General features: G+C 66.6%; 18 protein-coding genes. 10 read left to right on the top strand and 8 right to left on the bottom strand.

From position 1 onward, the window contains the following. Window position 1: 1 nt before the first annotated feature. From ACT54B_RS20115 to ACT54B_RS20095, 5 genes are read left to right on the top strand one after another with little or no spacing between them, the layout of a single operon-like run. On the top strand, window positions 2-1,330 hold the full coding sequence (locus ACT54B_RS20115) for a nitrous oxide reductase family maturation protein NosD (RefSeq protein WP_476047564.1): 1,329 nt from the start codon (window positions 2-4) through the stop codon (window positions 1,328-1,330). Then, entirely contained in the window at window positions 1,296-2,195 is a 900-nt protein-coding gene (locus tag ACT54B_RS20110) for an ABC transporter ATP-binding protein (protein WP_476047563.1), read from the top strand. The genes ACT54B_RS20115 and ACT54B_RS20110 overlap by 35 nt, the downstream gene beginning before the upstream one ends. Beyond that, complete coding sequence (locus tag ACT54B_RS20105; RefSeq protein WP_476047561.1) at window positions 2,192-3,013, top strand: ABC transporter permease; 822 nt, start codon at window positions 2,192-2,194, stop codon at window positions 3,011-3,013. The genes ACT54B_RS20110 and ACT54B_RS20105 overlap by 4 nt, the downstream gene beginning before the upstream one ends. Further along, complete coding sequence (locus tag ACT54B_RS20100; protein ID WP_476047560.1) at window positions 3,010-3,597, top strand: nitrous oxide reductase accessory protein NosL; 588 nt, start codon at window positions 3,010-3,012, stop codon at window positions 3,595-3,597. The genes ACT54B_RS20105 and ACT54B_RS20100 overlap by 4 nt, the downstream gene beginning before the upstream one ends. Continuing rightward, window positions 3,594-4,517, top strand: coding sequence for an FAD:protein FMN transferase (locus ACT54B_RS20095; protein ID WP_476047558.1), 924 nt, complete (start codon window positions 3,594-3,596; stop codon window positions 4,515-4,517). The genes ACT54B_RS20100 and ACT54B_RS20095 overlap by 4 nt, the downstream gene beginning before the upstream one ends. 11 nt (window positions 4,518-4,528) lie before the next feature. Here ACT54B_RS20095 and ACT54B_RS20090 read toward each other — a convergent pair whose 3' ends face one another. The 6 genes from ACT54B_RS20090 to ubiT are packed head-to-tail and all read right to left on the bottom strand — an operon-like array spanning window position 4,529 to window position 9,051. Continuing rightward, entirely contained in the window at window positions 4,529-5,701 is a 1,173-nt protein-coding gene (locus ACT54B_RS20090; RefSeq protein ID WP_476047556.1) for an NnrS family protein, read from the bottom strand. A gap of 6 nt (window positions 5,702-5,707) precedes the next feature. Continuing rightward, a complete protein-coding gene (gene ric / locus ACT54B_RS20085) occupies window positions 5,708-6,370 on the bottom strand; it encodes an iron-sulfur cluster repair di-iron protein (protein WP_476047554.1) in 663 nt (220 codons plus the stop codon). Continuing rightward, on the bottom strand, window positions 6,367-6,633 hold the full coding sequence (locus ACT54B_RS20080) for a hypothetical protein (protein ID WP_476047553.1): 267 nt from the start codon (window positions 6,631-6,633) through the stop codon (window positions 6,367-6,369). Before ACT54B_RS20080 ends, ric begins: the two co-directional genes overlap by 4 nt. Further along, window positions 6,630-7,571 (bottom strand): ubiquinone anaerobic biosynthesis protein UbiV, encoded by a 942-nt coding sequence (ubiV, locus tag ACT54B_RS20075; protein ID WP_476047552.1) that lies wholly within the window; start codon window positions 7,569-7,571, stop codon window positions 6,630-6,632. The genes ACT54B_RS20080 and ubiV overlap by 4 nt, the downstream gene beginning before the upstream one ends. 5 nt (window positions 7,572-7,576) lie before the next feature. Next, entirely contained in the window at window positions 7,577-8,554 is a 978-nt protein-coding gene (gene ubiU / locus ACT54B_RS20070; protein ID WP_476047551.1) for a ubiquinone anaerobic biosynthesis protein UbiU, read from the bottom strand. Next, the gene (gene ubiT / locus ACT54B_RS20065) at window positions 8,545-9,051 is read right to left on the bottom strand and encodes a ubiquinone anaerobic biosynthesis accessory factor UbiT (protein ID WP_476047550.1); all 507 of its coding nucleotides are present in this window, start codon (window positions 9,049-9,051) and stop codon (window positions 8,545-8,547) included. The genes ubiU and ubiT overlap by 10 nt, the downstream gene beginning before the upstream one ends. A gap of 109 nt (window positions 9,052-9,160) precedes the next feature. Between ubiT and ACT54B_RS20060 the strand changes: the two genes are divergently transcribed. Next, entirely contained in the window at window positions 9,161-10,657 is a 1,497-nt protein-coding gene (locus tag ACT54B_RS20060) for a UbiD family decarboxylase (RefSeq protein ID WP_476047548.1), read from the top strand. Between the two features lie 6 nt (window positions 10,658-10,663). Here ACT54B_RS20060 and ACT54B_RS20055 read toward each other — a convergent pair whose 3' ends face one another. Next, the gene (locus ACT54B_RS20055; RefSeq protein WP_476047546.1) at window positions 10,664-11,248 is read right to left on the bottom strand and encodes a UbiX family flavin prenyltransferase; all 585 of its coding nucleotides are present in this window, start codon (window positions 11,246-11,248) and stop codon (window positions 10,664-10,666) included. A 108-nt stretch (window positions 11,249-11,356) separates the two neighbouring features. Continuing rightward, entirely contained in the window at window positions 11,357-12,223 is an 867-nt protein-coding gene (locus ACT54B_RS20050; protein WP_476047545.1) for a LysR substrate-binding domain-containing protein, read from the bottom strand. Between the two features lie 108 nt (window positions 12,224-12,331). Here ACT54B_RS20050 and ACT54B_RS20045 point away from each other — a divergent pair, with 108 nt between their 5' ends. The 4 genes from ACT54B_RS20045 (at window position 12,332) to phnY (ending at window position 18,055) form a co-directional block, all read left to right on the top strand. Beyond that, on the top strand, window positions 12,332-14,029 hold the full coding sequence (locus ACT54B_RS20045; protein WP_476047543.1) for a Na/Pi cotransporter family protein: 1,698 nt from the start codon (window positions 12,332-12,334) through the stop codon (window positions 14,027-14,029). 73 nt (window positions 14,030-14,102) lie between these two features. Then, window positions 14,103-15,305: a 2-aminoethylphosphonate--pyruvate transaminase gene (locus tag ACT54B_RS20040; RefSeq protein WP_476047542.1), complete on the top strand. Its 1,203-nt coding sequence runs from the start codon at window positions 14,103-14,105 to the stop codon at window positions 15,303-15,305. 21 nt (window positions 15,306-15,326) lie between these two features. Then, the gene (phnA, locus tag ACT54B_RS20035; RefSeq protein ID WP_476047541.1) at window positions 15,327-16,601 is read left to right on the top strand and encodes a phosphonoacetate hydrolase; all 1,275 of its coding nucleotides are present in this window, start codon (window positions 15,327-15,329) and stop codon (window positions 16,599-16,601) included. After that, window positions 16,598-18,055, top strand: a complete 1,458-nt coding sequence (gene phnY, locus ACT54B_RS20030) for a phosphonoacetaldehyde dehydrogenase (RefSeq protein ID WP_476047540.1) — start codon at window positions 16,598-16,600, stop codon at window positions 18,053-18,055. Before phnA ends, phnY begins: the two co-directional genes overlap by 4 nt. The last annotated feature ends 110 nt before the right edge of the window (window positions 18,056-18,165 follow it).

The raw sequence follows: 18,165 nt of genomic DNA, 5'->3' as shown, positions 1-18,165 counted from the left end.
GATGCGCATCCCCTTCCTGATTGCCGGCCTTCTCGCTGCTTCGCCGCTCCTTGCGGCGGAACGGGATGTGGCGCCCGGGAGGGGGAGCCTCGCCGCCGCCATTGCCGCGGCAAGCCCCGGCGATCATCTGAAACTCCGGGACGGGACCTTTGAGGGCCCCGTTACCATCGACCGCCCCCTGACGCTCACCGGTCCGCGTGGTGCGGTCGTCGATGGCGGGGGCAAGGGCACCGTCATCAACCTTTCCGCCTCCGGCGTCGTGCTCGACGGCTTCACCGTCACCGGCTCCGGCCGGATCAACCAGGATCTCGATGCGGGCATCAAGATCCTTCAGGGCGCGGACGGAAGCCGCATCACCCATATGGCGGTCACCGGCAACATGCATGGCATCGACGTGCATGGCGGCAAGAACAGTCTGGTCGCCGACAACGAGATCACCGGTCTGCAGAACGAGCGCATGAACGAGCGCGGCAACGGCATCTATGTCTGGAACAGCCCGGGCACCCATCTGGAGCGCAACCGCATCCGCTACGGCCGGGATGGCATCTTCTCCAATACGGGGGCGAACAATGTCTTCCGCGACAATGTCATGCGCGACCTGCGCTTTGCGGTGCATTTCATGTACACGCGCAACACGGAAGTCTCCGGCAATATCTCGATCGGCAACCATCTGGGCTTTGCCATCATGTTCTCCGATCACGCGAAGATCCTGAACAACAGGAGCCTCGACGACCGCGAACACGGGCTGATGCTCAACTACGCCAACAATGCCGACGTGACCGGAAACCTGGTCCGGGGCGGCACGAAGAAGTGCCTGTTCATCTACAATGCCCACAAGAACCTGATCTGGAACAACCGCTTCGAAGGCTGCGGCATCGGCATCCATTTCACCGCCGGTTCGGAAAAGAACGTGCTGACCGGCAATGCCTTCATCGGCAACCGCACCCAGGTGAAATATGTCGGCACGCGCAACATGGAATGGAGCCACGAGGGCCGGGGCAATTTCTGGTCCGATCATCCCGCCTTCGACCTGAACGGCGATGGTATCGCCGACAATTTCTACCGGCCGAACGATCTTATGGACCAGATCCTCTGGTCGCAGCCAGCCGCGAGCCTGCTCATGGGCTCGCCGGCGGTGCAGCTCGTGCGCTGGAGCCAGCGGGACTTTCCCGCCACCTTCCCCGGCGGCGTGCGCGACAGCGCGCCGCTGATGCAGCCTCTCACCATAACCGTCCCGCCCGCCATTCTCGCCGAGGAGGCCGAGGCTGCCGGACGCTGGACTGAAGGAAACAACGATGACGCCGACACTGACGATCTCGCGGCTCACTAAGCGGTTTCAGTCCGTCGAGGCCCTTCGCGAGGTCTCGCTGACGCTGGAGCCCGGAAAGCGCGCTGCCCTGCTCGGCCATAACGGCGCCGGCAAATCCACCATGATGAAGATCGTGCTGGGCCTCGTGCCCTTCGAGACCGGGACGGTGGAGGCTTGCGGGGCTCATCCGGGCTCTCAGGAGGCGCGCAACCGCGTGGCCTATCTGCCCGAAAACGTCGCCTTTCATCCGGCGCTGACCGGCGAGGAACAGATCCGCCACTATCTCTCGCTCCGCGGCGAAAGGCCCGGCCGGGCCATGGACCTGCTCGAACGGGTCGGCCTCGGCCCCGCCGCGCGGCGGCGCATCGGCACCTATTCCAAGGGCATGCGGCAAAGGGTGGGCCTTGCCCAGACCCTGATCGGCAGACCGCGTCTGCTGGTGCTGGACGAGCCGACCTCCGGCCTCGACCCGGTCTCCCGGCGGGATTTCTACGATCTCCTCGATGGTCTCTCCGCCGATGGTACCGCGATCCTGCTGTCCTCGCACGTGCTGACCGAGGTCGAGGCCCGCACCGATCGCATCCTCATCCTCTCCGGTGGCCGGCTGGTGGCGGAAGGCTCGCTCGCCGCGCTGCGTGCCCGGGCCGCACTGCCCGTCACGGTCCTGATCCGGGCAAGGGCGGGGAAGGAAGCCGCCCTTGCGGCCGCTTTCCCGGATGCCGTGCCGGCACAGGAGGGGCTATTCCGGCTCGCCTGTCCGCAGGCGGAAAAGCTGGCGCTGCTGTCGCGCATTGCCGCCCGCCCGGGCGAGGTCGCCGACATCGATGTCATCCCACCGAGCCTTGAGGACATCTACAGCCATTACAGCCGGAGGGACGGGCAATGAGCCGCATCCTCGCCACCGCCCTTTGCGAATTCCGCATTGCGCTTCGTAACCGCTGGGTTTCCATCGCGACCGGCATGATGATGCTCTTCGCGCTGGTTCTGGCTGCGGCCGGTGCCGCGCCCACGGGGGATGTCGGTGTCGACCGGCTCTCGGTCACGGTCGCCTCGCTTACCTCGCTTGCCGTCTATCTGGTGCCGCTGCTGGCGCTATTGATGAGCTTCGACGCGGTGGCGGGGGAGGTCGAGCGCGGCACGCTGCCGCTGCTGCTCACCTATCCCGTCTCGCGGCTCGAAATCCTGCTCGGCAAGCTGCTCGCCCATCTCGCCATCCTCTCGCTCGCCGTCAGCCTCGGCTATGGCGCGGCGGCGCTGGTGTCGCTCTGGCAGGATCCGGGCTCGGCCTCCGGGCTTCTGGCGCTCTGGCGTCTGACCTGGTCGTCGGTGCTTCTCGGGGCCACCTTTCTCGGGGCGGGCTACGGGCTTTCGGCCCTGTCGCGGCGGCCCTCAGGGGCGGCAGGCCTTGCCATTGCGCTCTGGCTGGTGGCCGTGGTGCTCTACGACCTCGCCCTTCTGGCGCTCATCGTTTCCGATGGCGGCGGCGAACTGACCACCAGGGCCCTGCCCGTGGCGCTGCTCGTCAATCCGGCCGATGCGTTCCGCGTCTTCAATCTCTCCGCGTCCAGTGCGGTGGCGGTGGCGGGCGGGATCGGCAGCGCCGCGAGTGCCATCCCGCTGTGGCAATCGGTCTCCTCCCTCCTTCTCTGGCCGGTTGCAGCCATCCTTGCCGCCACCCTCGCCTTCCGGAAGGTGTCGCCATGAGACCCGGCCTTCGTACCCTCTTGTTCCTGGCGTTGCTGTCGCTCCTCGGCGCCTGCCGTCAGGAGGTTGCCCAGGACCTGACGCCGAAGGACATGACGCCCGAGACGCTCGGCCACTACTGCCAGATGAACCTCCTCGAACATCCCGGTCCCAAGGCGCAGATCTTCCTGGAGAAAAGTCCGGATCCGCTGTTCTTCAGCCAGGTCCGGGATGCGATCGCCTATGCCCGTGCGCCCGAACAGGTCGCCCCCATCGTCGCCATCTACGTGAACGACATGGGCCGGCCGGGAGCCACATGGGAAAAGCCCGGCGACGGCAACTGGATTGCCGCCGGGAAGGCCTTTTACGTGGCCGGCTCCCGGCGCGAAGGCGGCATGGGCGCGCCCGAGACCGTCCCCTTCGCCACCCGCGAGAAAGCCGAAGCCTTTGCCCGCACGGAAGGCGGCACGGTGCTGGCCTATGGCGAGATCACCGACGACATGGTGCTGGCTCCCGTGGAAACGGGGGACGGTGCCGCCGATGACGACCAGGATTTCAAGGGCCGCCTGCGCGCGCTCGATCAACCGCCGGAGACCCAACCATGATGCTGACCAGACGACGCCTGATTGCGATTTCCGCTGCCCTCTGCGTCCTGCCGCCGGCGGCCTGGGCCACGAGCGCGCCCGCCACCCGTCTGTGGACGGGGCAGGCGCTCGGCGCCCGGGCCTCGATCCGGCTGGCGCACCCGGATGGCGAGGCGATTGCCGCGCGCGTCATGGCCGAGATCGACCGGCTGGAATCGATCCTCAGTCTCTATCGGGCCGATAGCGCGCTGAGCCGGCTGAACCGGGAGGGCAGGCTGCAGGCCCCGCCTTTCGAACTGCTGGAATGCCTGTCGCTTGCCGAGGCAGTATGGCGGGCCAGCGAGGGACGTTTCGATCCCACCGTGCAGCCGCTTTGGGATCTCTGGGCGCGGGCCGCGAGCGCCGGCCGACAGCCGGAGGAACTGGCGATTGCGGAGGCCCTCGGCCATACCGGCTGGGCCGGGCTGCGGATGGACGAGGATGCGATCCATCTCGCCCCCGGTATGGCGCTCACCCTCAACGGGATCGGTCAGGGCTATGTGGCCGACCGGATCGCCAGCCTGCTCGAAGGCGAGGGACTGACGGATATTCTCGTCGACACCGGAGAATTTCGTGCGGTCGGCGGGATGCCGGGCGCGGAAACGGGCTGGCCGATCAAGCTCGAACCGCAGGGACAGGTGCGCCTGCGCGCCCGCGCGCTCGCCACATCGGCGCCGCTCGGAACGACCTTCGATCAGGCGGGCCGCAACGGCCATATTCTCGACCCCCGCACGGGCCGCCCGGCGGAAAGCGGCTGGCGGGCCCTGTCGGTGACCGCGCCCTCGGCGGCCATTGCCGATGCGCTCGCCACCGCCGCCTGCCTTCTTCCGGAACGCCCGGCCATCGAGGGAATGATCGCCCGTTTCGAGGGCGCGCGCCTCGAAGCGATCAGCGTCGCCTGAGCCGACGGCAATCAGGAGCGTCGGACGATCCCCCGCCCGCGCCGGTCCTCGGCCGGATGGGCCGCGCTGAAGACCGGACGTGGCGCAGGCTTTGCCAGACTTGGCCCATAGGCCGACAGAAACAGGAGCCACCCCAGCGCCATCAGCGCGGCGCTCGGGCGGAGCATCGCGGGCGACAGCAGGCCGAGGGATAGGCCGGTGCGCAGCAGGGCGGCCAGAACCATCGCGCCGTAGCCGGAGCCGAGCCGAAGACCGAGCCGCAACCGGCCATCGATCCTTTCCATCGCGGCCCGCGCCATGAAACCGTAGATCATCGTGGAAATCGCCCCTGTCGTCAGCGCGTGCAGGGCGCTCGCGCCCGTTGCCTGCCCGCTGGCAAGGCCGAAACCGGCTGCAAGCAGCCCCGCCGGCAACCAGAGCCAGGAAAGGTAGAGGATGAGAAGCGCCGGATAGGCAAGCGCCGTCTTCCACGGCCAGGCCAGGCCCTGGACCAGGAAGGCAACCCCCGCAAGACCCAGGCTGAAACCGGCGGCCTTCCCATGGCCGGCGGCGAGCAGCGCAAGCGTCAGCAACAGGCCGGCGACGCCGGGTATCGCGCCCGGACGGGTGGAGGCTGGAGAGGCCGCCTGCCAGAAACGTCCGAAGGCGGGCAGGGCGCGGCCGCCGATCAGGCCGATCAACCCGGCCAGCACCAGCACCATCGTTTCGGGCGGGAAAGCCAGCCGGGCAATCCCGTCCTCCGGAAGGGCATTCCATCCCGCTACCAGCAGAAGCAGGAAGGGCAGCACCAGCACCCGCGAGAGGGTGCGTGCCTTCGCGAAACGGAAAAGCACGGTGAGTGTCACGGCGATGCCGAGCGATGCGGCCGGCAGAGGCCAGCCGGCGGAGGGGGCGAGGAGCGCCGGCAGTCCGGCAAGCCAGAGGAGGGCGAAGACCGCATTGCCGCGCGGCCCGGTGCGGGGCGCCCCCGTCCAGCCGGGCAGGGCGGTCAGCACATAGCCGCAGACGGCTGCCTGCGCCATGCCACCCAGGAAGAGGTTCCGGTGGAGGGCAACGGGATCGAGCCCCTCGGGCAGCCAGAGCCACAGGGATGCGCCGGCGAGACCCGACAGCGCCGCAAACAGGAAGAGCAGCCGGTGCGGCCCGTCAAGGAGCTGGCGGATGGCGTCGGGCGCGCCCGCCAAGGGGCTTTAGCCCCGTCCCTCGAAGCGGGGAAACAGCACATGGTTTTCCAGATACATGTGCATGACCAGATCGTCGCAGAATTTCCGGAGACCGGTATAGAGCGCCGTCCAGGAACCGCAAGCGCCCTCCGGCAGCTTCATGCCATTCGCCGCATGCTCGATGGCTTCCAGCAGGGCTGCGGCCTCCTCGTGCTCGTCCCGCATGCACAGGATCGGTGTGCGCACATCCGGCAGGTCCGCCCGCGCCATGGCCGGGAAAAGCACGCGCTCCTCCTTCATCATGTGGCTTTCGAGATCGTCGCGCATGGCAAGCAGCGCCTCGCTCAAGCCGCGCGGCGCTTGTTCGTGATCGCCATGCACCCGCTCCACCTTCACCGCCAGCGTGATCAGCCAATCCAGCTCGCGCCGGTGGGTTTCATGGTAGCGGTGGAGAATATGCGCAATCAGGTCCGGTGTCTGATCTGGCGCTTCCTTTCCGGCTTCCGTCTGGAGCGCCGTCAGCGCATCGAGCAGGGTCTCGCTGGGAATGCCGGCCTGCGCGGCGGCCGCATCGAGGCGGACATCGCCGCCGCAGCAGAAATTGATCCCGTGATCCCGGAAGATCTGTGCCGCACCGGGCAGGTCTCCGGCAATGTGCCTTACGGTTTGGTCGAGGGAGAGGGTGGTCATGGCTGGTCCTTTCGAGTGGGGTCCGAAATGGCTCGGGCCGGATGGGTGGTGGTGAGCAGATGATCGAGAAGGGCGGCCCCCGCGGAGGCGGCGGAGGCGGCATCCCGGAACAGGCAGACGGCCTCGCCGATCACATCGGCATCGGTCTCCTCGTCGAGGTCGTCGATTTCGCCGAGCAGGTCGGCAAGCGCGATCAGCCGCCGCCGTTCGCGCCGGGCGGCGTCGAGAAGCGGCGCGGCGGAAGAGAGGGTCATCGCGCTCATGGCCGGTCTCCGCTTGCCTGACGATTTCTCGTGCGGGCGACCCAGGCAGCGCCTGCCTCGCCATGGACGAAGCCGTTGGAAAGCGGTGCGGAAGGATAGAGCGCCGTCAAGCGTTCGCGCGCTGCTCCGCCTTCCATCCGGCCGGCCAGCACCGCCTCGAAAACCTTGGCAACGCCTGCCATGTCGCAATCCTGCGGCGACAGCCGGATGCGGGCAACGCCGGCGGCCGCGAGGTCCGGCAGCTCGTCGATCAGCGCCTGGCAGGTGTGGGAAAGGGTCTGGATGCCGTTCAGCGACAGGAAGGGTTGCCGGGCAAGCGTCTGTACGGTCAGCCCGTCCGGGTCCTCGCCGCAGACGAACTGGCAATTGTCCTTCGTCAGCCCCTTGGCGCGGGCATGGGCACAGCGGGCGGAAAGGGCGAGCGGCATGCGCCCGAAGCCCAGCACCTCCGTCTCGCAGTCCGGCACGGCGGCGGTAATGGCTGCGATCGAGGCGAGCGGCAGCTCGGGCGGCAGGCAGATGATTTCTGCGCCCCGGCTCCGCAGCAGCCGGGCGGTGGCGCCATTATAGACATTGACCAGCGGCCCGACCGCATGCGGCCGGCCGGCAAGGCGATGGAGGGCCGAGAGGTCGCTCGCCTCCACCATCAGCGGGCTTTCTTCCGCCAGCATGCGGGTATGGCGGATTTCCCGCTCCAGCACGACGACGGCAAGGGTGGCGAGCAGAACCGTCTTGCCCGCCCGCTCCAGCCGTTCGATCACCTCGGCGAGATGCGGTTCGGTGAAATGCAGGCGTTTCGAGCAGACCGTTTCACCGAGCGTCACATGGCTGACGGGCGCTTCGTCGGCAATGCGGAAATAGAAATCTCGCCAGCGCTCGCCGTTCCAGAGGAAGGGCACGGGGCCGAGCGACAGGCCGGGTCGTGCAGGTTTAGCCATGACAGTCACCGCCATTTCTTCTGGTAGGCACCGGATGTGGTCTTCTGCCCCTCGCTGAGGGCCGCGAGACCCGCAAGGAGCCGGCTGCGCTCGGCGGCGGGCGCTTCGAGGGCCCGGCGCATGGTGGAAACCACTTCGGCGATATAGGCCTTGCCCCGCTGGCGCCCCTCGATCTTGAGAGCGGAGACACCCGCGGCGCGAAGCGCGTCGATCTCGGCCATCACATCCAGCGAGACCGGGTCCTCGAAGGCATAGCCGCGCGCCGAGCCGATCTCGAACCGGCCCTTGCAGAGCGTCGGATATCCGGCGGCCTCGCCGGCGGGAAAACGGTTGATGGTGAAGTCGCCGAGTTCGGAGACCAGCTCCGCCCCCTCCTGCCGGTAGCGCACATGGCTGGGCGGCGAGCAGACGCCCTGCATGTTCGGCGATTTGCCCGTCGCATAGGAGGAGAGCGAGCAGCGCCCTTCCGCCATGACGCACAGCCCGCCGAAGACGAAGATTTCCACCTCGCAGCCGATCTGCGGGACCAGCCGGGAAATATCGGCAATGGTCAGCAGGCGCGGCAGCACCACGCGCCGGGCGCCGAAGGCCTCCACCAGAAAGGCGATGGCATCCGGATTGGAGGCCGAGGCCTGGACGGAGACGTGCAGCCTGAGCTCCGGATGGCGCTCGGCGGTATAGGCCATCAGCCCGAAATCCGCGAGGATCACCGCATCGGCACCCAGCCGGGCTGCATCGTCGACGGCCCGGTACCAGATGTCCTCCGCCCCGGCCCGCATGAAGGTGTTGATCGCGACGAAGGTCTTCACCCCCCGGCTCCGCGCATGGGCGATCGAGCGGGCAAGCTCCTCCGGCGAGAAGTTGAGGCCGGGGAAATTGCGGGCATTGGTTTCGTTGCGGAAACCGCAATAGACCGCATCGGCACCGGCTTCCACGGCTTCGCGAAAAGCTGCCGGCGTGCCGGCCGGGCAGATCAGTTCCATGCGGCACCCTCGGGTCCGAGCACGTGCCGGCGAACCTGCCGCGCCACGCCTTCCGCCAGCCCGCCGAAGGGGCCGGCCAGACCCGCCATGCAGGCGGGGATGTCGATCCGGCAATCATCGAGCACGTTGCGAAGGGCCAGCAGCGCCTCCATGTCGCCGGTCACGGTCAGGTCGCGCGAGAAGAACAGCGCATCCGCATCCGCCTCGCCCTCGGCCAGCAGCAGGAGCAGATGGAGCGGCCCTGCGACCCGGGCATCCGCCTCGACGGGCTTGCCCGATTTCCGGACCTCGATCCGACGCCGGGCGGGCTGGACGAGGAAGCGGAGATCCATGTCCGTCGGCTCGAAGGCGAAGGTTGCTGCCGCATGGCCATCCAGCCGCTCGATGATTTCGGGATGGGCGGCCATGACCGCCGCAAACAGATCGGATGCCATTTTCTGCACCAGCAGGCGCGGCATCAGCCCGGCCGCCCGCGCCATCAGTCTTGGAAAGGCCATGCGCCGTTTCTCCTCCAGTCCGGTTCGAAACGGGTTATAGCGGGTGCGATCCAGCCGGTATTTGTGAAACCACAAAGACGGATGCAGCTTTTGGCACGAGGGTGGCGGCATGTTCGCGCACCCTTCCTCCATTCCCCGTTTTTCCTCGCTTCCAGAGTTCATGACCTTTCTCGAAGGGCGCGGCGCGCTGAAGCGGATCGCAAGGCCCGTGTCGCTCGTTCACGAGATGACTGAAATCCATCGCCGGGTTCTTGAGGCTGGCGGGCCGGCGCTTCTCTTCGAACGGCCCGTGACGGCCGAAGGGCAACCGGCGGAGATGCCGGTGCTGGTCAACCTCTTCGGCACGCGCGAGCGGATCGCCTGGGGGATGGGGCGGGAACCGGCGGATATTCCGGCGCTGGCGGAGATGCTGGCCGAACTTCGCCAGCCGCGCATGCCGGGCTCGGTCCGGGAGCTTCTGGAGCGGCTGCCCTTTCTGCGGCCCGCCCTGTCCATGCGCACCTCCCGTAAACATCGGGCCGCCTGCCAGGAACGGGTGCTCACCGGCGCGGAGATCGATCTGGCGAGGCTTCCCGTGCAATGGTGCTGGCCGGGAGAGCCCGCGCCGCTCATCACCTGGCCGCTCGTCATCACCGCCAGCCCGGACAATCCGCGTGACGTGAATGTCGGCATTTACCGGATGCAGGTGCTCGGTCGCGACCGGCTGGTGATGCGCTGGCTTGCCCATCGCGGCGGGGCCCGGCATCACCGCCAGTGGCAGAGGGCAGGGCGCGACATGCCTGTCGCCGTGGTGATCGGGGCCGATCCCTCGACCATCCTCTCCGCCGTCATGCCGCTGCCGGAGGGCATGAGCGAGCTTGCCTTTGCCGGCCTCCTGCGCGGCAGGCCGACCCCGGTCACCCGGGCGCTGACCCAGCCGCTGCCGGTGCCCGCCAGTGCCGAAATCGTGCTGGAGGGCACCGTATCCGCGGAGGAGACGGCGCCCGAAGGGCCCTATGGCGACCATACGGGCTATTACAACGCGGTGGAGCCCTTTCCGGTGATGACGCTTTCGGCGATCACGCTGAAGAAGGCGCCGGTCTATCTCTCCACCTTTACCGGGCGTCCGCCGGACGAGCCGTCCCGCCTTGGCGAGGTGATGAACGATCTCTTCGTGCCGCTCGCCCGTCGCCAGTTTCCGGAGATCGTCGATCTCTGGCTGCCGGCAGAGGCCTGTTCCTACCGGGTCATGGTGGTCGCAATCGACAAGCGCTATCCGGGGCAGGCGCGCCGGGTGATGCTGGGGCTCTGGTCGATGCTGCCGCAGTTCAGCTATGTGAAGCTGATCATCGCGGTCGACCGGGACATCGCCGTGCGCCGCTGGGAGGACGTGCTCTGGGCGCTCTCCACCCGCTTCGATGCCAGCCGCGACGCGCTGATCCTGTCCGATACGCCCATCGATTATCTGGATTTCGCCTCGCCCAAGGCGGGGCTCGGCGGCAAGCTCGGCCTCGATGCGACGACGAAGATCGGGACGGAGACCGACCGGGAATGGGGCCGCGTTCTGACCATGAGCGACGCGGTGAAGGACCGGGTCGACCGCCTCTGGCAGGACCTCGGCCTCTGACGGCCCTCAGGCGCCGCCGTCCCAGGGGGTGGCGAGCGGGCCGATCGGCAGGTCGAGCAGGTCGATGGCGCGGGCGGCAAGGTGATCCACCGCCGCCTCGAGGGAAACCGGCCGGCGGTAAAAGGCCGGCACGGGCGGCATGACGATCGCCCCCATTTCCGTCACCGTCGCCATGTTGCGGATATGGCCGAGATGCAGCGGCGTTTCCCGGGTGACGAGCACTAGGCGCCGCCGTTCCTTCAGCTGCACGTCGGCGGCCCGCACCAGAAGAGTGTCGGAAAGCCCGGTGGCGATGGCCGCAAGGCTGCGCATGGAACAGGGCACGACGATCATGCCGTGAACGCGGAACGAGCCGCTGGCAATGGTGGCGCCGATCGCGTCGATGGGGTGATGGACATGGGCAAGGGCGACCAGCCGGTCCAGCGCCCCTTCGCCTGCCTCGTGCCGGACGGTGACACGCGCGGCATCGGACAGCACCAGATGGATTTCCACCTCCGCCAGGCCCGCAAGCCGCGCCATCACCTGAAGGGCGAGCGGTGCGCCCGAGGCCCCCGAAACGCCCACGACAACGCGCCTGGTCCGATCCTGCATCGCTCGTTTCCTCCCGTTGAGGCGCGATCTATGGCAGGACAGGGCGAAGCGGTTTTTGCCCGGGCGCAAACTTCAGCACAGTTCTCCTCGTAAGCCGTAAGCGGTGGGTCACGTTTCCTGGCTGCGGGCGAGGGTCAGGAAGGCCTGCACCAGCTTCGCCTTGCTCCGCTCCTTCAGGCAGATGAGGGCTTCGTCCATCAGCATGTCGTTGTCCTCGATCTCGATGCGCACCAGGCGGCTGTCATGGCCGAATTCCGCAGCGGAGACGAAGCCGATGCCGGCGCCGGCCGCCACGATTTCGCGCACCGCCTCGCGTCCCTCGGCCTCGATGGTCGCCTCGACCGCAAGTCCGAGGGAGGCGGCCTTCTCCTCCAGTTTGGCCCGGGTCTTCGAACCGCGTTCGCGCAGCACCAGCGGATAGGCCAGCAGGGTGCCCAGACTGGCGGTCCCCGCCTTCGCCAGCGGATGGCCGGCGGGCACCATGGCCACGATGGGCGTGGAGTTCAGCTGGAGGATTTCATAGTCCCGGCTGGCCGGAATTTCCCCGAGAATCCCGATGTCCGCCTCGTAGGAATAAAGGGACGACATCACGGTTTCCGTGTTGCCGGCCATGAAGGAGATCCGGATGTTCGGGTAGCGCTGCCGGAAGGCGGAGATGATCGGCAGCACATGGTGGGCCGCATCGGCCACCACGCGCAGCCGGCCGGAGCGCAGGGTCCGGCTTTCCGAGAGCAGATCCATCGCCTGCTGTTCGGTGTCGAACATGCGCCGGGTGATGTCGAGAAGCTGGTCGCCCGCCGCCGTCAGCGTCACCTGCTTCTTGGAACGGTTGAACAGGAGGACGTCATATTCCTCCTCCAGCTTGCGCACCTGATCGGAAATGGCGGGCTGCGTCAGGCAGAGCGCTTCCGCCGCCCGCGAGAAGCCGCCACACAGGGCCACATAGTGGAAGGCGCGTAATTGCACATATCGCATGGGAAGCCTCAATCATCGCTTTGGTCTATGGATTAATAGAAACGAACGATTTGCCTTATGTAAAGGGAAAAGTGAGAGTGACGGACTTCGCAGTCCGGAGGGTATCCCATGTCGTTCGCCATCATCATCCTCAAGCTGGCGGGAGCCACGCTGCTCCTGCTGTTCTCGGTGCAGCTCGTTCGCCAGGGGGTTGAAAATGCCCATGGCGCCCTGCTCAAGCGGCAACTCGGCTCCACCTCGCGCGGTCGCGTCGGACCCGCCGTCACGGGGTTTTCGCTGGCCATCCTGCTGCAAAGCTCGACCGCGGTCGCCATTCTCACGGCAGGCCTCGGGGCCAGCGGCATGCTGGGGCTCGAGACGGGCCTATCGGTCCTGCTCGGTGCCGATCTCGGCTCGGCCGCCGTGGTGCGCATCCTGTCCTTCGATCCGGGCTGGCTAATGCCGCTGCTGCTGGCGGCGGGCGGCTTCCTGCATCTGAAGACATCCGGCAACCGCCTGCGCGAAACCGGGCGCATTCTTCTCGGCATCGCCTTCGTTCTCCTGTCGCTGCGGCTCATCGGCGAAGCGACCGCGCCGCTCAAGGAAAGCCGCTTTCTGCCTGCAATCGTCGGCTACCTCGCGGACGATCACGTGACGGGCATGGTGGTGGCCGCCCTTTTCACCTGGGCGATCCATTCCAGCGTGGCGGCAATGGTGCTGATCCTCAGCCTTTGCCATAACGGGCTTCTGCCGGTCGATGCGGGCTATCCGCTGGTGCTGGGCGCCAATCTCGGCAGCGGCTTCATCGCCTTCTGGCTGAGCCGCGGCCTCAGCCCGGAGGCCCGCCGCATTCCCACCGGCAATCTGCTGTTCCGGCTGGCCGGCGGCCTGATCTTCCTGTTTGCCGGGGATCTGGTTCTGCCGCTGCTGCCTCTCGGCGGACAGGCGGAAGCCGCCCAGCTCGCCAATCTTCACCTGCTGTTCAACGGGGCGCTTCTCGTCGTGTCGCTGCCGCTTGCGGGACCCATGGCGCGGCTGCTCGAACGGCTGATCCCGTCGCGCCCGCCGGACCCGGCCGCGGAAGATCCCTATGCCAGCCGCATCAGCGCGCTCGATCCCTCCCTGCACGATCGCCCCGGTCAGGCGCTGGCCGCCGCAACCCGGGAGGTGCTCTTCATGGGCGAAATCCTTCGCCACATGTTCGGCAGCATCATGGATGTCCTCGAAACGCCCACGGTCGCCGCCATCGAGCGGATCCGCCAGCTCGAAGGCCACATGAACCGAAGCCAGCGGGCCATCAAGCTCTATATCGCCGCCGTGAACCGCCGGTCGCTGGACGAGGCCGAAAGCCGGCGCGGGGTGGAGCTGATCGATGCCGCCATCAATTTCGAGCATGCGGGCGACATCGTCTCGAAGTCCCTGCTCGAACTGGCCGAAGACCGCCTGCGCGGCGAACCCGGCTGCTCCCCGGAAGGCTGGACGGAACTGCGGGAGATCCACGCCACCGTCAAGCAGAACATGGCCTATGCCTTCAACCTGCTGGTCTATGCCGATCCGGAGCTGGCCCGTTCGCTGGTGCGGGGCAAGGAAGAGGTCCGGCGTCTGGTGCGGCGCAGCCACGAGGAACACCTCGAACGGCTGAAAGCCAACCGGCGCGACAGCATCGAATCCAGCAATACCCATGTGGAGACGTCGCGGGCGCTGAAGGAAATCAACGCCCTGCTCGCCACGCTTGCCTATCCGCTGCTGACGGAGCGCGGAGACCTCTCCGAGAGCCGCCTGTCCCGGGCGGGCGATAACATCGACAAAATCGTTAGATCAATTTGAAATATCGATTTTACATATGATTATCGGCTCTGCGATAGTCCATTCAGCCCAAACGAAAGGAACGGGGAATGCCATGCCTAGCCCAGTCGTAAGCCGAAACCAGACACGCTTTGAGACGCCCCGCCTCGGGGAACCCTATCTCCTCACGCCCGGTCCGTTGACGACCGCCTATTCCGTCAAGGAAGCCATGCTGCGGGACTGGGGGTCCTGGGATGGGGATTTCCGGGCGATCACCGCCGCGATCCGCAAGGACCTGTTGGCCATGGCCGGCGATACGGCCGGTGAATTCGATTGCGTGCCGATGCAGGGCAGCGGCTCCTTCTGCGTCGAGGCCATGCTGGGAAGCCTGGTGCCGCGCGACGGCAAGGTGCTGGTGCTGGTCAACGGCGCCTATGGCCAGCGCATTGCCCAGACGCTGGTCTATCTCGGCCGCGATCACGTGGTGATCGACAAGGGCGATTACATGCCGCCCCGTGGCACGGAAGTGGAAGCGGCCATCGATGCCGATCCGGCCATCACCCATGTGGTCGTCGTGCATTGCGAGACGAGCTCGGGCATCCTGAACCCGCTCAAGGAAATTTCCGATGCGGTTCAGGCGCGGGGTCGCAAGCTGCTGGTCGATTCCATGAGCGCCTTCGGCGCGGTGCCGGCGGGCATTCACGACATCCGTTACGAGGCGATCGTCTCTTCGGCGAACAAGTGCATCGAGGGCGTTCCGGGCTTCGGCTTCGTGATTGCCCGCAAGAGCGCGCTGGAGGCCGCCCGCGGCAACAGCCACTCGCTCAGCCTCGATCTCCATGCCCAGTGGACCACTTTCAACAAGACCGGCCAGTGGCGCTATACGCCGCCGACCCATGTGGTGGCCGCTTTCCAGGAAGCCTTGCGGATGCATGCGGAAGAGGGCGGCGTCGCGGGCCGGGGTGCCCGCTATGCCCGCAACCGCGACGTGATGGTGGCGGGCATGCGCGCCCTTGGTTTCGAGACGCTTCTCGACGACCAGTGGCTGTCGCCGATCATCGTCACCTTCTTCAGCCCGGCCCATCCGAACTTCCAGTTCGAGCGCTTCTATGATCTCATGAAGCAGAAGGGTTTCATCATCTATCCCGGCAAGCTGACGGTGGTGGACAGTTTCCGGATCGGCTGCATCGGCCGGATGGACGACCATGTGATGCGCCGGGTCGTGGAGGCCGCCCGTTCGAGCCTTGCCGAAATGAATGTCGATCATGCCGCGCCGCCCGAAAGCGCGCTTCAGGAACGCGCGCGGCTTGCCGCCTGATCCCCTTTGGAGGAAAGAGAAATGAACGTGAACACCCCCTCATACGTGACCGCCAACGGGCGCAACTATCCCTGGCCCCGGGTTCCGGCGATTGCGATCTGCCTGGACGGCTGCGAGCCGGCCTATCTGGATGAAGCCATCAAGGCCGGCCTCATGCCCACGCTGGCCCGCATCAAGGCAGAAGGCACCGAGCGCTTCGCCCACAGCGTCATCCCGAGCTTCACCAATCCGAACAACCTCTCCATCGCCACCGGCCGGCCCCCGGCCGTGCACGGCATCTGCGGCAACTACCTCTACGATCCCGCCACCGGCGAAGAGGTGATGATGAACGATCCGCGCTTCCTGCGCGCGCCCACCGTGTTCCAGGCCTTCTACGACCGGGGCGCCCGCGTCGCGGTCGTCACCGCCAAGGACAAGCTGCGGGCGCTTCTCGGGCACGGGCTGCGCTATGACGAGGGCCGGGCGGTGTGCTTCTCCTCGGAGAAGTCCGATACGTCGACGGTCTCCGCCAACGGCATCGACAATGCCTCGCGCTGGCTCGGCCGTCCGGTACCGGAAGTGTATTCGGCGGAGCTGTCCGAATTCGTCTTCGCGGCCGGTGTCAAACTGCTGCGTGAATTCCGCCCGGATGTGATGTACCTGACCACGACCGATTACGTGCAGCACAAATATGCGCCCGGCGTGCCGCAGGCCAATGCCTTCTACGAAATGTTCGACCGCTACCTGGCCGAACTCGACGCGCTCGGCGCCGCCATCGTCGTCACCGCCGATCATGGCATGAAGCCGAAGCACAAGGCCGATGGCACGCCTGACGTCATCTACCTGCAGGACCTGCTCGACGAATGGCTCGGCAAGGACGCAGCCCGGGTCATCCTGCCGATCACCGATCCCTATGTCGTGCATCACGGGGCGCTGGGCTCCTTTGCCACGGCCTATCTGCCGAAGGGCTCGGACATTCCCGGCCTCGTCGGCCGCCTGTCTGCCATTCCCGGCATCGACGTGGTGCTGGACCGCAAGCAGGCCTGCGCCCGCTTCGAGCTGCCGGAAGACCGGATTGGCGACATCGTGCTGATCTCCTCGGAGAACAAGACGCTCGGCACCAGCGAGCATCGGCATGATCTCGCCGCGCTCAACGAGCCGCTTCGTTCGCATGGCGGATTGACCGAGCAGGTGGTTCCCTTCATCGTCAACCGGGTGCTGCCGAGCCTTCCGGACCAGCCGCACCTGCGCAATTTCGATGCATTCTACTATGCCGTGACCGCAGCGGCCCTGGTCGAAGAGGAGGCAGGCGCATGACGACGGTGGAGAAAGCCATTTCGGTCCGGCACGAGCCCATGCGCATTGCCGGCCTCAAGGTGGAGGCGGAGGGGCGGATCGACGTGCTCTACCCCTACGACAATACCGTGGTGGGTACGGTGCCGGCGGGACAGGCGGAGCATGCCCGCGAAGCCTTCCGCATCGCCGCCGCCTATCAGCCCAAGCTGACGCGCTACGAGCGGCAGCAGATCCTGTTCCGCACGGCGGAGGCGCTCGCCGCCCGCCGGGAGGAAATTTCCGACATCATCACGCTGGAACTCGGCATTTCCAAGCAGGACTCCCTCTATGAGGTGGGCCGTGCCTATGACGTGTTCACGCTGGCGGCACAGATGTGCATCCGCGACGACGGGGAAATCTTCTCCTGCGACCTCACCCCCCATGGCAAGGCCCGCAAGATCTTTACCCTGCGCGAACCGCTGACGGCGATCTCGGCGATCACGCCCTTCAACCATCCGCTGAACATGGTGGCGCACAAGGTGGCGCCGGCCATCGCCACCAACAATTGCGTGGTGGTGAAGCCGACCGAACTGACGCCGATCACCGCCCTGGTGCTGGCCGACATCCTTTACGAGGCCGGGCTGCCGCCGGAAATGCTCTCCGTCGTCACCGGCTGGCCGGGCGATATCGGCATGGAGATGATCACCAATCCGGATTTCGACCTCATCACCTTCACGGGGTCGGTTCCGGTCGGCAAGCTCATCGCCTCCCATGCCCATTACAAGCGCCAGGTGCTGGAGCTCGGCGGCAACGATCCGCTGATTGTGCTGAACGACCTGTCCGACCAGGATCTGGCCCGCGCGGCCGATCTGGCGGTGGCGGGCGCCACCAAGAATTCCGGCCAGCGCTGCACGGCGGTGAAGCGCATCCTGGTGCAGGAAAGCGTGGCGGATCGCTTCGTGCCGCTGGTGCTGGAACGGGCGAAGAAGCTCCGCTTCGGCGATCCGATGGACCGTTCGAACGATCTCGGCACCGTGGTGAATGAAAAGGCGGCCGCCCTTTTCGAGGAACGCGTCTACCGCGCCGCGGAACAGGGTGCCGAGGTGCTCTACGATCCGGGCCGCAAGGGCGCCGTCCTGCCGCCGATCGTGGTGGACCGGGTGCCGCATGGCTCCGATCTCGTCATGGAGGAAACCTTCGGTCCGGTCATCCCGATCATCCGCGCCCCCGACGACGACGAGGCCTTGATCCGCCTCTCCAACTCCACCGCCTTCGGGCTTTCCTCCGGCGTCTGCACCCATGATTTCCGCCGCATGCAGGCCTATATTGCCGGCCTCAAGGTCGGCACCGTGAATATCTGGGAAGTTCCCGGATACCGCATCGAAATGTCCCCCTTCGGCGGCATCAAGGACAGCGGCAACGGTTACAAGGAAGGCGTCATCGAGGCGATGAAGAGCTTCACCAACGTCAAGACCTATTCGCTTCCCTGGCCTTGACGGTCCCCTTGACGATCGGTGATGCAGAAAACCGGGGCCCCGCAGACCCCGGTTTTCCTGTTTCGACGCAAGAACAACGCTTTGAAGCCTGTCCGTTGATCTCGCGATGA

This window comes from Gellertiella sp. DMC107 (assembly GCF_056313605.1).
The sequence above is the reverse complement of the archived record's forward strand: the minus strand, read 5'-3'. Positions and strand labels throughout refer to the sequence as shown.

Excerpts from the sequence above, each read along its gene's own strand:
- ACT54B_RS20055 (WP_476047546.1), bottom strand. The coding sequence starts at position 11,248 with ATGCAGGATCGGACCAGGCGCGTTGTCGTGGGCGTTTCGGGGGCCTCG.
- ACT54B_RS20115 (WP_476047564.1), top strand. The coding sequence starts at position 2 with ATGCGCATCCCCTTCCTGATTGCCGGCCTTCTCGCTGCTTCGCCGCTC.
- ubiU (WP_476047551.1), bottom strand. The coding sequence starts at position 8,554 with ATGGAACTGATCTGCCCGGCCGGCACGCCGGCAGCTTTTCGCGAAGCC.
- ACT54B_RS20045 (WP_476047543.1), top strand. The coding sequence starts at position 12,332 with ATGTCGTTCGCCATCATCATCCTCAAGCTGGCGGGAGCCACGCTGCTC.
- ACT54B_RS20050 (WP_476047545.1), bottom strand. The coding sequence starts at position 12,223 with ATGCGATATGTGCAATTACGCGCCTTCCACTATGTGGCCCTGTGTGGC.
- ACT54B_RS20100 (WP_476047560.1), top strand. The coding sequence starts at position 3,010 with ATGAGACCCGGCCTTCGTACCCTCTTGTTCCTGGCGTTGCTGTCGCTC.
- ACT54B_RS20095 (WP_476047558.1), top strand. The coding sequence starts at position 3,594 with ATGATGCTGACCAGACGACGCCTGATTGCGATTTCCGCTGCCCTCTGC.
- ACT54B_RS20080 (WP_476047553.1), bottom strand. The coding sequence starts at position 6,633 with ATGAGCGCGATGACCCTCTCTTCCGCCGCGCCGCTTCTCGACGCCGCC.
- phnY (WP_476047540.1), top strand. The coding sequence starts at position 16,598 with ATGACGACGGTGGAGAAAGCCATTTCGGTCCGGCACGAGCCCATGCGC.
- ACT54B_RS20110 (WP_476047563.1), top strand. The coding sequence starts at position 1,296 with ATGACGCCGACACTGACGATCTCGCGGCTCACTAAGCGGTTTCAGTCC.
- ric (WP_476047554.1), bottom strand. The coding sequence starts at position 6,370 with ATGACCACCCTCTCCCTCGACCAAACCGTAAGGCACATTGCCGGAGAC.
- ubiT (WP_476047550.1), bottom strand. The coding sequence starts at position 9,051 with ATGGCCTTTCCAAGACTGATGGCGCGGGCGGCCGGGCTGATGCCGCGC.
- phnA (WP_476047541.1), top strand. The coding sequence starts at position 15,327 with ATGAACGTGAACACCCCCTCATACGTGACCGCCAACGGGCGCAACTAT.
- ACT54B_RS20040 (WP_476047542.1), top strand. The coding sequence starts at position 14,103 with ATGCCTAGCCCAGTCGTAAGCCGAAACCAGACACGCTTTGAGACGCCC.
- ACT54B_RS20060 (WP_476047548.1), top strand. The coding sequence starts at position 9,161 with ATGTTCGCGCACCCTTCCTCCATTCCCCGTTTTTCCTCGCTTCCAGAG.
- ubiV (WP_476047552.1), bottom strand. The coding sequence starts at position 7,571 with ATGGCTAAACCTGCACGACCCGGCCTGTCGCTCGGCCCCGTGCCCTTC.
- ACT54B_RS20105 (WP_476047561.1), top strand. The coding sequence starts at position 2,192 with ATGAGCCGCATCCTCGCCACCGCCCTTTGCGAATTCCGCATTGCGCTT.